12 protein-coding genes are annotated in these 13236 nt (G+C 66.5%); 5 read left to right on the forward strand and 7 right to left on the reverse strand.

Annotated elements, in window-relative coordinates:
- Positions 1 to 66: 66 nt before the first annotated feature.
- Together ppsA and MMG85_RS01175 are read left to right on the forward strand one after the other, a co-directional pair.
- Positions 67 to 2439: a phosphoenolpyruvate synthase gene (gene ppsA, locus MMG85_RS01170; protein WP_241044209.1), complete on the forward strand. Its 2373-nt coding sequence runs from the start codon at positions 67 to 69 to the stop codon at positions 2437 to 2439.
- Positions 2440 to 2533: 94 nt separating this feature from the next.
- On the forward strand, positions 2534 to 3475 hold the full coding sequence (locus tag MMG85_RS01175; RefSeq protein WP_241044210.1) for a mechanosensitive ion channel domain-containing protein: 942 nt from the start codon (positions 2534 to 2536) through the stop codon (positions 3473 to 3475).
- Positions 3476 to 3662: 187 nt separating this feature from the next.
- Here MMG85_RS01175 and orn read toward each other — a convergent pair whose 3' ends face one another.
- Positions 3663 to 4226, reverse strand: a complete 564-nt coding sequence (gene orn / locus MMG85_RS01180; protein WP_055944844.1) for an oligoribonuclease — start codon at positions 4224 to 4226, stop codon at positions 3663 to 3665.
- 100 nt (positions 4227 to 4326) lie between these two features.
- Here orn and MMG85_RS01185 point away from each other — a divergent pair, with 100 nt between their 5' ends.
- Positions 4327 to 4797: a DUF2721 domain-containing protein gene (locus MMG85_RS01185; protein WP_241044211.1), complete on the forward strand. Its 471-nt coding sequence runs from the start codon at positions 4327 to 4329 to the stop codon at positions 4795 to 4797.
- Here MMG85_RS01185 and tadA read toward each other — a convergent pair.
- The 4 genes from tadA to folD form a co-directional block, all read right to left on the reverse strand.
- The gene (gene tadA / locus MMG85_RS01190; RefSeq protein ID WP_241044306.1) at positions 4794 to 5285 is read right to left on the reverse strand and encodes a tRNA adenosine(34) deaminase TadA; all 492 of its coding nucleotides are present in this window, start codon (positions 5283 to 5285) and stop codon (positions 4794 to 4796) included. The genes MMG85_RS01185 and tadA overlap by 4 nt on opposite strands.
- 467 nt (positions 5286 to 5752) lie before the next feature.
- A complete protein-coding gene (gene guaA, locus MMG85_RS01200; protein WP_241044212.1) occupies positions 5753 to 7318 on the reverse strand; it encodes a glutamine-hydrolyzing GMP synthase in 1566 nt (521 codons plus the stop codon).
- A gap of 113 nt (positions 7319 to 7431) precedes the next feature.
- Complete coding sequence (gene guaB, locus MMG85_RS01205; RefSeq protein ID WP_241044213.1) at positions 7432 to 8889, reverse strand: IMP dehydrogenase; 1458 nt, start codon at positions 8887 to 8889, stop codon at positions 7432 to 7434.
- Between the two features lie 206 nt (positions 8890 to 9095).
- The gene (gene folD / locus MMG85_RS01210) at positions 9096 to 9956 is read right to left on the reverse strand and encodes a bifunctional methylenetetrahydrofolate dehydrogenase/methenyltetrahydrofolate cyclohydrolase FolD (protein WP_241044215.1); all 861 of its coding nucleotides are present in this window, start codon (positions 9954 to 9956) and stop codon (positions 9096 to 9098) included.
- A gap of 70 nt (positions 9957 to 10026) precedes the next feature.
- Here folD and MMG85_RS01215 point away from each other — a divergent pair, with 70 nt between their 5' ends.
- Together MMG85_RS01215 and MMG85_RS01220 are read left to right on the forward strand one after the other, a co-directional pair.
- The gene (locus MMG85_RS01215; RefSeq protein WP_241044217.1) at positions 10027 to 10323 is read left to right on the forward strand and encodes a DUF1244 domain-containing protein; all 297 of its coding nucleotides are present in this window, start codon (positions 10027 to 10029) and stop codon (positions 10321 to 10323) included.
- Complete coding sequence (locus MMG85_RS01220) at positions 10316 to 11113, forward strand: alpha/beta fold hydrolase (RefSeq protein ID WP_241044219.1); 798 nt, start codon at positions 10316 to 10318, stop codon at positions 11111 to 11113. The genes MMG85_RS01215 and MMG85_RS01220 overlap by 8 nt, the downstream gene beginning before the upstream one ends.
- A gap of 4 nt (positions 11114 to 11117) precedes the next feature.
- Here MMG85_RS01220 and MMG85_RS01225 read toward each other — a convergent pair whose 3' ends face one another.
- A complete protein-coding gene (locus MMG85_RS01225) occupies positions 11118 to 12959 on the reverse strand; it encodes a monovalent cation:proton antiporter-2 (CPA2) family protein (RefSeq protein WP_241044220.1) in 1842 nt (613 codons plus the stop codon).
- Positions 12960 to 12984: 25 nt separating this feature from the next.
- Positions 12985 to 13236 carry a hypothetical protein gene (locus tag MMG85_RS01230; RefSeq protein WP_241044222.1) on the reverse strand — a complete coding sequence of 84 codons (252 nt, stop codon included), beginning with the start codon at positions 13234 to 13236 and terminating at the stop codon, positions 12985 to 12987.

Here is a 13236-nt window from a genome sequence, read left to right on the forward strand (position 1 = left end):
CCCATGGACACGGCACCCCACGCCGATGGTCATCGGCATGGCGCGGCCTGCTTCGGAGCATTGCGCTTGAACGAGAACATCCTGTGGTTGCATGAGCTGCGCCTGGCCGATCTGGCCCGCGTGGGCGGCAAGAATTCGTCGCTCGGCGAAATGATCGGCCACCTGGCCAACCTGGGAGTGTCGGTCCCCGGAGGCTATGCGACCACGGCGGAGGCCTTCAAGGCCTTCATCGCCCACAACGACCTGTCCAAGCGCATCTTCGACAAGTTGGCCACGCTGGACGTGGAGGACGTGGCCGCACTGACCGCGGCCGGCAAGGAGATCCGCGGGTGGGTCATCGACGCACCGCTGCAGCCCGACCTGGATGCCGACATCCGCACGGCCTACGCCAAACTCTCCGCAGAGAACGGCGGCGGTGACATCGCCGTGGCCGTGCGTTCGTCGGCGACCGCCGAGGACCTGCCGGACGCCTCGTTCGCCGGCCAGCAGGAAACCTTCCTCAACGTCACCGGCGCCGATGACGTCGTGCACAAGGTGAAGGAAGTCTTCGCCAGCCTGTACAACGACCGCGCCATCGCCTATCGCGTGCACCACGGGTTCAAGCACGAGGACGTGTTCCTGTCCGCTGGCGTGCAGCTCATGGTGCGCTCCGGCGTCGGCGCGTCGGGCGTGCTGTTCACGCTCGACACCGAATCCGGCTTCCGCGACGTCGTCTTCGTCACCTCCAGCTTCGGGCTGGGCGAGATGGTCGTGCAGGGCGCGGTGAATCCGGACGAGTTCTACGTCTACAAGCCCACGCTGAAACAAGGCAAGCCGGCGATCCTGCGCCGCTCGCTGGGTAGCAAGGCGCTGCGCATGGTGTATTCCGACGTGCCCGGCGAACGCGTCCGCACCGAAGACACGCCGGCGGACCTGCGCAACACGTTCTCCATCAGCGATGCCGATGTGCAGGAACTGTCGAAGCAGGCGCTGGTGATCGAACAGCATTACGGCCGCCCGATGGATATCGAGTGGGCGAAGGACGGCGTGACCGGCAAGCTGTTCATCGTGCAGGCGCGCCCGGAAACGGTGAAGTCGCGCGCCAAGGCCACGCAGATCGAGCGCTACGCGCTGGAACAGCGCGGCGAGGTGATCGCCGAAGGGCGTGCCATCGGCCAGAAGATCGGCAGCGGCGTCGCCCGCGTGGTCCGATCGCTGGACGACATGGCGCGCGTGCAGCCGGGCGACGTGCTGGTCGCTGACATGACCGACCCCGACTGGGAGCCGGTGATGAAGCGCGCCAGCGCCATCGTCACCAATCGCGGCGGCCGCACCTGCCACGCCGCCATCATCGCGCGCGAACTCGGCGTGCCCGCCGTCGTCGGCACCGGCAACGCGCTGGACCGGATCGAGGATGGCGTCGAAGTCACTGTCAGCTGTGCCGAAGGCGATACCGGTTTCATCTACGCCGGCAGCCTGCCGTTCGAGCGTACGACCACCGATCTGGCGGCGATGCCCGAAGCGCCGCTGAAAATCATGATGAACGTGGCCAACCCGGAGCGCGCGTTCGACTTCGGCCAGTTGCCGAATGCCGGCATCGGCCTGGCGCGCCTGGAGATGATCATCGCCAGCCACATCGGCGTGCACCCGCTGGCGCTGCTGGAATACGACCGCCAGGACCTGGACGTTCGCAGGAAGATCGACGCCAAGACCGCCGGTTACGCCGACCCGGTCAGCTTCTACGTGGATCGCCTGGCCGAAGGCATCGCCACGATCACCGCCTCGGTCGCGCCGCATCCGGTGATCGTGCGCCTGTCGGACTTCAAGTCCAACGAGTACGCCAACCTGATCGGCGGTGCGCGGTACGAACCGCACGAAGAGAACCCGATGATCGGCTTCCGTGGTGCCAGCCGTTACATCGATCCCTCGTTCGAACCCGCCTTCGCGCTGGAATGCCAGGCCGTGCGTCGCGTCCGCGACGAGATGGGCCTGGACAACCTGTGGGTGATGATCCCGTTCGTGCGCACGCTGGAGGAAGGCCGCAAGGTCATCGACGTACTGGCCAAGCACGGCCTGCGCCAGGGCGAGAACGGCCTGAAGATCATCATGATGTGCGAGGTGCCGTCGAACGCGCTGCTGGCCGACGAGTTCCTCGACATCTTCGACGGCTTCTCCATCGGCTCCAACGACCTGACCCAGCTCACGCTGGGCCTGGACCGCGACTCCAGCATCGTCGCCAACCTGTTCGACGAACGGAACCCGGCGGTCAAGAAACTGCTGTCGATGGCGATCAAGGCCGCCCGCGCCAAGGGCAAATACGTCGGCATCTGCGGACAGGGACCCAGCGATCATCCGGACCTGGCGGAATGGCTAATGGCCGAGGGCATCGAGTCGGTGTCGCTGAATCCGGATACCGTGGTCGACACCTGGCTGCGCCTGGCGAAGACCAAGGCCGGCTGACGCCAACCGCGATCATCTTCACGCGATCGCGGTTACCATCGCCGCGTACACCCGGCACGCCCCTGATGGGGCGTGCTGCATTTCAGGAGTCCCCATGTCCGCGCCCGTCACCACGCCCCCTGCCCTGCCCGACATCCCCACCGAACCCGCGGTACTGCTCAATGAGCTGCGCGGGATCGACTGGCTGCAGTTGGCGGAAACCTGGGGCCTCAAGCTGCTCGCGGCGGCCGTCATCTTCCTGGTCGGCATGTGGCTGGCCAAGCGGCTGAGCACGGGTCTCGAGCGCGTGCTGGTCCGTACCCAGGCGGACACGACCCTGGGCGGATTCCTGCGCCGCGTCAGCTACGTGGCCATGATGGTGCTGGTCATCATCACCGTGCTCACGTCGTTGGGCGTGAACCCCACCTCGATGCTCGCGGTGCTGGGTGCCGCCGGCCTCGCGGTCGGCCTGGCGTTGAAGGACTCGCTGTCGAACATCGCGTCGGGCGTCATGCTGATCGTGCTGCGGCCGTTCCGCGAGAGCGATTTCGTGCAGGCGGCGGGCCTGGAGGGCGTCATCGAGGACGTACGCATCTTCCAGACCCGCATGCGCACCCTCGACAACCGCCTGATCGTGTTGCCGAACAGCCTCATCACCACCGCGCCGATCATCAACTTCACCGCCAAGCCGCAACGCCGCATCGACATCCTGGTCGGCGTGGGCTACGACGACGACCTCAAGCAGGCCAAGCAGGTGCTGCTGGATATCGCGCATGCCAATGAGATGGTGCTGAAGGATCCGGAGCCCTTCGTCTTCGTGTCGCAACTGGGTGAAAGCAGCGTCGACCTGACGCTGTACGCGTGGGCGAAGACGAAGGATTTCGGCCAGGCACGAAGCGACCTGACCGAAGCCGTGCGCACCGAGATCATCGGCAACGGCCTGAACATCCCGTACCCGCAACGCGACCTGCACGTGTACCACCACAATGCCGACGGCACGCCGCTGACGGACATCATCACCAAGGGCGTGGTCGACGACGGCGACCTCCCCAAGTAGCGTGCGCCGCGCGCACGACGCGCGATGTAGGTTTCAAGGGTTCGCGCGTCGCGTCAACCATGTAGCGTGCGCCATGCGCACGGCGCGTGATGTCGGTTTCACAGGGGTCGCGCCCACCGCGCAGCGTGCGCCGCGCTCACGGCGCGCGATGTCGGTTTCACGGGGTCGTGCGCATGGCGCACGCTACTCATTGCTCGGCGAGTGCCGCCATGTGCCTGCGGTAGTGGCGCAGTTCCTCGATGGAGTCGCGCACATCGCTCAGCGCGGTGTGGCTGGCCTGCTTGCGCACGCCTTCCAGTACCTGCGGCGCCCAGCGACGCGCGAGTTCCTTCAGCGTGCTGACGTCGAGGTTGCGGTAGTGGAAGTACTTCTCCAGCCGCGGCATCAGCCGGTGCAGGAAGCGGCGATCCTGGCAGATCGAGTTGCCGCACATCGGCGAGGCCCCCGCCGGCAGCCACTCGTTGAGGAAGGCCACCGTCTGCGCTTCGGCCTGGCCCAGCGAGACCTGGCTCTCCACCACGCGCTTCCACAGCCCGGAACGGCCATGCTGGTTGCGGTTCCAGTCGTCCATGGCCTCCAGCACGGACACCGGATGCGCAATAGCGAACTCGGGCCCTTCCGCCAGCACGTTCAACTTCGAGTCGGTGACCACCGTGGCGATTTCCAGGATGGAATCGCGGTCGGTATCCAGTCCCGTCATCTCCAGGTCGATCCAGATCAGGCGGTCGTTGTGCGCGTTGTTCGAGGTCATGCAGCAGTCCGTGACGGAAGAAGAGCCCGGGAATCCACACCGGCAATGCGGGAAACCCGCATCATGTCATCATAACGCAGACCACTCCCGCGACCGGCCCATGAATCCGACCACCGACCATGCCGTGCTCACCGCCATGCTGGCACCGGCGTTCTTCCTGACCGCGACGGCATCGCTGCTGTTGTCGGCCAACAACCGGTTGGCGCGCATCATCGACCGTGCCCGCACGCTGCTGCGCGAGCTGGCGGATATCGAGGAGGATGCCGAGCGCGCCTTGCTGGAGCGGCGCATTGCGCTGCAACGCCGGCGCAGCCTGATCATCCTGCGCGCGGGTCAGCTGCTGTATGCCGCCATCAGCTGTTTCGTCGGCACCAGCCTGGCCGTTGCCGTGGATACGTTCACCGGACACCGCCTGGGCTCGCTGCCGACCTGGCTCGCGGCGGTGGGCGTGGTGGCGATGCTGGCCGCAAGCCTGCTGCTGGCGCGTGAGTCGACCCTGGCCGTCACCGCGATCAACGAAGAGATGGACCACCGCAAGGTGAAGCGCAGGACGCCGGTCCCGTCGAACTAGACCAGCGGGCGTCCGCGCTTGGCGCGGAAGTAGTTGGTCAGGCGGCGACCGGCTTCGTCGCCCAGCACGCCACCGACGACCTCGACCCGATGGTTGTGGCGCGGATCCGCGACCAGGTCGAACACGCTGCCGCACGCACCGGTCTTGGGATCGGAAGCGCCGAAGACCAGGCGCGCGACCCGCGCATGCACCAACGCCATCGCGCACATCGCACAGGGCTCCAGCGTGACATACAGCGTGCAGCCCACCAGCCGGCGATTACCCAGCGCCCTGCCCGCTTCGCGCATCGCCACGATCTCGGCATGCGCACTGGGATCGTGGTCGACGATGTTGCGGTTCCAGCCTTCACCGAGCACCTGCCCGTCGGCGCCCACCAGCACCGCACCCACGGGAATCTCGTCGAACTCGCGCTCGGCGCGGTCGGCCAGCGCGAAGGCGTGGCGCATCCATTCCACGTCCGTGTCATTGACTGAAGCTGGCACCTGCATACCTCCACCATCCGTTCGTGGTGAGCCTGTCGAACCACGCTCTTCGCAGGATGACCCGGCTGCAGCCATTCCGGTCAAAAGCGCCTGACCCTGCGTTCGTCCCTTGGCCAATTCACTGAGCCGAACCCAGTTGTTGGCGATCAAGGCCTGCTTCTTTGCCCTGCTCCACCCCTTGATCTGCCTTTCGGACGTGAGGGCTTCCATACGGCTCGGAAATTCCTGCGACCAGACCAAGGTCAATGGCCGGCGTTTGAACGTATAGCACCCCGGCATATCACCCGCTTGATGTTGGGCAACACGCTTCTCCAGGGAGTCGGTCTGGCCCACGTAGTAGGAACCATCCGCACATCCGAGCATGTAAACCCAAAACGGCATCCCTGTACTCCGGGGTCAGCGCCAAGAGCGTGGTTCGACAAGCTCACCACGAACGGGAACCGGATGGTTTGCAAACAACCAACCTTAACGCCTCACTCCCACTCGATCGTCGCCGGCGGCTTGCCGCTGATGTCGTAGACCACGCGCGAGACGCCGCGCAGTTCGTTGATGATGCGGTTGCTGACCGTGCCGAGGAAGTCGTACGGCAGGTGCGCCCAGTGCGCGGTCATGAAGTCGATGGTCTCGACTGCGCGCAGCGCGATGACCCATTCGTAGGCGCGCGCGTCGCCGACCACGCCGACCGATTTCACCGGCAGGAACACGGCGAACGCCTGCGAGGTCCTGTCGTACAGGTCGGCCTTGCGCAGTTCGTCGATGAAGATCGCATCGGCTTTGGCCAACAGTTCGGCGTACTCCGGCTTCACCTCGCCGAGGATGCGTACGCCCAGGCCCGGGCCCGGGAACGGATGGCGGTAGACCATCGTGCGCGGCAAGCCGAGTTCCACGCCGAGGCGGCGCACCTCGTCCTTGAACAGCTCACGCAGCGGCTCGACCAGACCCAGCTTCATGTGTTCGGGCAGGCCGCCGACGTTGTGGTGGCTCTTGATGACGTGCGCCTTGCCGGTCTTGCTGCCGGCCGACTCGATGACGTCCGGATAGATCGTGCCCTGTGCCAGCCACTTGGCGTTCTTCAGCTTGTTCGATTCTTCCTCGAAGATCTCGACGAACAGGTTGCCGATGATCTTGCGCTTGGCTTCCGGATCGGCGACGCCTTCCAGCGCCTTGAAATAGCGGTCGGCGGCATTGACGCGCACGACCTTGACGCCCATGTGCTCGGCGAACATCGCCATCACTTGGTCGCCTTCCTGCCAGCGCAGCAGGCCGGTATCGACGAACACGCAGGTCAGCTGCTCGCCGATGGCCTTGTGCAGCAGCGCGGCGACGACCGACGAATCCACGCCGCCGGACAGGCCCAGGATCACCTCATCGGAACCGACCTGTTCGCGCACGCGGGCAATCTGGTCGTCGATGATGTTGGCCGCGGTCCACAGCGTCTGGCAGCCGCAGATCTCGGCGACGAAGCGACGCAGCAGCGTCTGGCCCTGCTTGGTATGCGTCACTTCCGGATGGAACTGCACGCCGTACCAGCGCTTCTCTTCCAGCGCCATCGCGGCGACCGGAATGCGGTCGGTGGTGGCGGTGATCGTCCAGCCCGGCGGCGCCTGCGCGACGTGGTCGCCATGGCTCATCCACACGTCGATGCGCGGCTCGCCCTGGTGGTCGCTCAGGCCACCGAGCAGCGCGTCATGCGCGACCAGTTGCACTTCGGCGTGGCCGAACTCGCGCGCATCGGCAGCTTCCGTCGCCCCGCCCAGCTGTGCGGCCAGCGTCTGCATGCCGTAGCAGATGCCGAGGATCGGCAGGCCGCTGTCGAACACCTGTTGCGGCGCCTTGGGCGCGCCATGCTGGGTGGTCGATTCCGGACCGCCCGACAGGATGATGCCCTTGGCACCGAACCTGGCGATCTCCTCCGGGTCATGGTCCCACGCCCAGATCTCGCAGTAGACACCGATCTCGCGGATGCGACGCGCGATCAGCTGCGTGTACTGCGCGCCGAAATCGAGGATGAGAATCTTGTCGGTGTGGATGTTGGTCATGGGCGAGAAGTGAGTGGAGAGGAGTGAAAAGTGAGTGGAAGCCATGAGCCGAAAGCAGAAGAGGAGCTCCGGAGTTTCCTCACTCCTCACTCCTCTTCGCTCACTCCTGCGCCTCACCCCATCCGGTAATTCGGCGGTTCCTTGGTGATCTGCACGTCGTGCACATGGCTCTCGCGCTGGCCGGCACCGGTGATGACCACGAACTTCGGCTTGTTGCGCATCTCCTCGATGGTCGCGCAACCCACATAGCCCATCGTGGCACGCAGGCCACCGACCAGCTGGTGGATGATGCCGCCGACCGAACCGCGGTACGGCACGCGGCCTTCGATGCCTTCCGGCACCAGCTTGTCGGCGTCGCTGGCGTCCTGGAAATAGCGGTCCTTGGAGCCCTTCTCCATCGCGCCCAGGCTGCCCATGCCGCGATAGCTCTTGTAGCTGCGGCCCTGGAACAGTTCGACTTCGCCCGGCGCTTCCTCGGTGCCGGCGAACAGGCCGCCGATCATCACCGTCGAGGCGCCCGCGGCGATGGCCTTGCCGATGTCGCCCGAGTAGCGGATGCCGCCGTCGGCGATCAGCGGGATGCGGTCCTGCAATGCCTCGGCGACCATGTCGATCGCGGTGATCTGCGGCACGCCCACGCCGGCCACCATGCGGGTGGTGCAGATCGAACCGGGACCCACGCCGACCTTCACCGCGTCGGCACCGGCGTCCATCAGCGCCAGCGCGGCATCGCCGGTGACGATGTTGCCGCCAATGACCTGCAGCTGCGGGAAGCGCTTCTTGACCCACGCGACCCGGTCCAGCACGCCTTGCGAGTGGCCGTGCGCGGTGTCGACGATGATGACGTCCACGCCGGCAGCCACCAGCGCTTCGACGCGCTGGTCGGTATCGCCACCGACACCCACCGCGGCGCCGACGACCAGACGGCTGGCGCTGTCCTTGGCGGCATTGGGATTGTCGGTCTTCTTCTGGATGTCCTTGACCGTGATCAGGCCGCGCAGGTCGAACGCATCGTTGACCACCAGCACCTTCTCGATGCGGTGCTTGTGCAGCAGCTGCAGCACCTCGCCGTCGCTGGCGCCCTCGCGCACGGTGATCAGGCGATCCTTCTTGGTCATGATGTGGCGGACCGGATCGTCGAGCTTCGTTTCGAAGCGCATGTCGCGGCTGGTGACGATGCCGACCAGCTGACCGCCGTCGACGACCGGCACACCGGAGATGTTGCGCGCGCGGGTGAGCTTGAGCACTTCGGCGATGGTCGTTTCGGGCCCGACGGTGAAGGGCTCCTTGATGACGCCGGCCTCGAACTTCTTGACCTTGGCCACTTCCGCGGCCTGCTGTTCGACGGTCAGGTTCTTGTGCAGGATGCCGATGCCACCCAGCTGGGCCATGGCGATGGCGAGGCGCGCTTCGGTGACCGTATCCATGGCCGCCGAGACGATCGGCAACTTCAGCCGGAGGTCGCGCGTCAGGCGCGTTTCCAGGCTGACATCCTTGGGCAGGACGGTGGAATGGGCGGGGACGAGGGAGACGTCGTCGTACGTCAGTGCTTCAGCCTGGATGCGCAGCATCGGCGGGCCCGGGAGAGTTGGGGAAGCGCGGCATTATACCCTGATCGGTGGAGTTTCCGGCTGCCACCCGGAACGGAACGATGCATTCCCCAGGCCCGAGATCCGCGTGTATGTGTGGGACCGGTGTGGGAGCGACGTAAGTCGCGATGGGGCTCTCCCGGCAGTCCATCGCGACTGACGTCGCTCCCACATCCGCCCGGCTTGGATCAGAGAGCGGCAGCTTCGGCGGCTTCCAGCGTGTTCTGCATCAGCGTGGCCACGGTCATGGGGCCCACGCCGCCGGGGACCGGGGTGATCCAGCTGGCCCGCTCGAAGGCGGCATCGAAGCCGACATCGCCCACCAGCCGGCCGTCGTCCAGCCGGTTGATGCCGACGTCGATGACCACCGCGCCCGGCTTTACCCATTCACCGGGAATCAGGCCCGGCTTGCCGGCCGCCACCACCAGGATGTCGGCATCGCCGACCCGGGCCTGCAGTACCTCGCGCGGGGTGAACTTGTGACAGCTGGTCACCGTGCAGCCGGCGATCAGCAGTTCCAGCGCCATGGGCCGGCCCACGTGGTTGCTGACGCCCACGATGGTGGCGTTTCGGCCGCGCACCGGCTGGTCGGTGTAGCCCAGCAGCGTGGTGATGCCGCGCGGCGTGCACGGGCGCAGGCCGAACTGGCGCAGCGCCAGGTGGCCGACATTGGCCGGATGGAAACCGTCCACGTCCTTGCGCGGATCGATGCGCTCGATCAGGCGCGTCGCGTCTGGAATACCGGGCAACGGCAGCTGCACCAGGATGCCGTGGATCTTGGGATCGGCATTGAGCTGGTCGATCAGCGCCAGCAACTGAGCCTCGGTGGTGCCTGCGGGCAGGTCGTGGTCGAACGCCTCGATCCCCACCTTCTCCGCCGCGCGACGCTTGTTGCGCACGTAGACGGTGGAAGCCGGATCTCCGCCCACCAGCACCACCGCCAGACCGGGACGGCCCAGGCCCGCCGCCACGCGCGCGTCCACCCGGACCTTCAGTTGGTCCAGCAGGTTCTCGGCAATGCGGCGGCCGTCGAGGATTCGGGCAGTCATGGGGAGGCGCGGTGTAGAGTCGGCGCGTATTGTCCCCGATTCCCCTGCCCGAACGCGACCCACCGACACCATGACCGACACCACCGCCCTCGACGCCGCCGCCTTCCGCCGCCTGCTGCAGCACCTCAACCAGGACCGTCCCGATGTACAGAACATCGACCTGATGATCCTGGCCGGCTTCTGCCGCAACTGTCTGGCGGACTGGTACCGCGACGCGGCGCAGGACGCGGGTATCGCGATGGACAAGGAGCAGGCGCGCGAGCGCGTCTACGGCATGCCGTTCGCGGACTGGAAGGCGCAGCACCAGCGCGAAGCCACGGCCGAGCAGCTGGCCGCCTTCAAGGCCGCCCAGGAGCGCCATGGCTGAGCCTCGTGCGCGCCGCATGCTCGTGTGGATCGTCGGCCTCGGCCTGGCACTCTATCTGGGGCTGTGCGCCCTGCTCTACCTGCAGCAGCGGCGCCTGATCTATTACCCGCAGTTCACCCGTGTCGCGCCGGCGCAAGCGGATTTCGCGCTGGAACGGCCGGATGCGGTACTGCGCGGCTGGGTCGTCAATCCCGGCCGCCAGGACGCCGTGCTGTACTTCGGGGGCAACGCCGAAGCGGTCGAAGGCAACCGCGAAGCCTTCGCCCGCAGGCTGCCCTCGCACACGGCGTACCTGGTCGCCTATCGGGGCTACGGTACGAGCGACGGCGAACCGTCGGAAGCGGCGTTGCTCGCGGACGCCCTGGCGCTGCACGACGACATCGCCACACGCCATCCGAACGGCCGCGTTGCCGTGGTCGGTCGCAGCCTCGGCAGCGGCGTTGCGACCCATGTGGCTTCGGAGCGCGACATCGCCGACCTGGTGCTCATCACGCCGTTCGACAGCCTGGCGGCGGTCGCCCGGTCGCACTATCCGGTGTTCCCGGTCGGGCTGCTGCTGAAGGACCGTTACGACTCCGCCGCGCGGCTGCCGCGCCACCGCGGAAGGCTGCTGGTGCTGCGGGCGGGCCTGGATGCCGTGGTGCCTCCCAGGCACACCGACCGGTTGCTGGCGCACTCCAAGGGGTCGGTGCAGGTGAGGGATTTTCCGCGGGCCAGCCACGACGACCTGTCGTCGGACCCCGCCTACTGGCCTGCGATCCGGGCCTTCCTGGACCGCAAGGCCGAGTAGCCCGCTACTCTTCTTCCTCGCCGATGATTTCGGCGGCTTCCTCGTTCAATGCCTTGGCCTCGCGCTTGGGCTTGGTGAACGGCGTGGGCGTGGGCTTGGCCGGTTTGGCATTGCCATAGAGCGCGGGAATCCCGGACCGGAGATCGCCACCGCCGGCGATCTCGAGATCGAAACGCTCGGCATCGCGGCGACGGATCTCCAGCGCGATCGCGTCCGCATCCTCGCGCGACGTGCCCACGCTCATCAACGCGGCCTTGCCGAACTCCACCGCCGACTCGAACGTCTCGCGGATCTGGAAATCCACGCCCGCCGCGATCAGCGCCAGCGAATGCTCGCGGTCGAACGAGCGCGCCAGCACCTGCGCCTGCGGGAACTCGTGCCGCACCAGTTCGACAATGCGGCTGGCCGCCTCTTTGTTGTCGATGCAGATGGCGATGGATTGGGCGGTATGCGCGCCGCAGGCCCGCAGCACGTCCAGCCGCGTGCCGTCGCCATAGTAGATCTTGAAGCCGAACTCTTCGGCGCTGCGGATCATCTCGATGTCGGTATCGATGATGGTCACGTCCACGTCGCGTGCCAACAGCGACTGGCTCATCACCTGGCCGAAGCGGCCGAAACCGATGATCAGCACGCTTCCGCTGAGCCCCTTGGCTTCCTCGATGCCCTCCATCGACGGTTTGTCCGGATGGGTGAAGCGGCGCAGCAGCAGCACGAACAGCGGCGTCAGCGCCATCGACAGCACCACGATCGCGGTGAGGTTGGCGTTGACGGTGGCATCGATGATGCCCGCCGATGCCGCCGCGGCGAACAGCACGAAGGCGAACTCGCCACCCTGCGCCATCAGCACCGCGCGGTCGAGCGCCTCGGTGTGTGGGCTGCGGGTGATGCGTGCGACCGCATAGATGCAGAGCGCCTTCACCACCATCATCGCCAGCACCGCGCCGACGATCAGCGGCCAGTTGTCGGCCACCACCGCCAGGTCCAGCGCCATGCCGACGCCCAGGAAGAACAGGCCCAGCAGGATGCCGCGGAACGGTTCGATGTCGGCTTCGATCTGGTGGCGGAAGGTCGACTCCGACAGCAGCACGCCGGCCAGGAAGGCGCCCATCGCCATCGACAGGCCACCCAGTTGCATCAGCAGCGCCGCACCCAGCACGACCAGCAGGGCCGCTGCTGTCATCACCTCGCGCGCCTTGGCGGCGGCGAGGATGCGGAAGAACGGATTCAGCAGCCAGATGCCGGCTGCGATCAGGCCACCCAGCGAGGCCGCCGCAATCCCGATGGACACCCAGCGCGAGCCCTCCTCAGGCTGCACCACCTGTGGCGACATGAAGGCGACCAGCACCAGCAAGGGCACGATCAGCAGGTCCTCGAACAGCAGGATCGAGACCACCTTCTGTCCGTTCGGCAGGGCGACGTCGCCACGCTCGGCCAGCAACTGCATCACCACGGCCGTGGAGGTCAGCACGAAGCCCATGCCGCCGATGAACGACACCGGCAGCGAGTAGCCGAATGCCAGGCCGACGCCGGTCAGCAGCAGCGTGCACACCGCGATCTGCAGTGCGCCAAGCCCGAAGATCTGTTTGCGCAGGCTCCACAGGTGGCTGGGCCGCATCTCCAGGCCGATGACGAACAGGAACATCACCACGCCGAGTTCGGCGATGTGCAGGATCGATTGTGGATCGGTGAACCACTTCAACCCGAACGGGCCGATCGCCAAGCCTGCGGCCAGGTAGCCCAGCACCGACCCCAGGCCGAGACGCCGGAAGATTGGAACGGCGACGACGGCGGCGCCCAGCAGGGCGACGACACTGACCAGTTGGCTGGCACCGGATTCTGCACTCATGCGTGAAGTCTACCGGATGCGTGCGTCACGCCGGCGGGCGTGCGCGGGCCAGCCATCGCGCGAGCGCCACGGGCACGACGAAGATGAGCAACTGGATGGGCAGTTCTTCGCCCAGGCTGTAGCCATGCGACGTGCCCGTCTGGAGGTTCCATGTGACCACCACGGCCCATGCAACGGCGAAGACCACCAGCATCCGGATACGCCATGCCGGACGCACCGGACCTACCAGCAAGCCGGCCAGCACGAGGCCGACGACGATGAAGATCAGGGTGCGCAT

This window comes from Pseudoxanthomonas sp. LH2527 (assembly GCF_022539275.1).
Lineage (GTDB): Bacteria > Pseudomonadota > Gammaproteobacteria > Xanthomonadales > Xanthomonadaceae > Pseudoxanthomonas_A.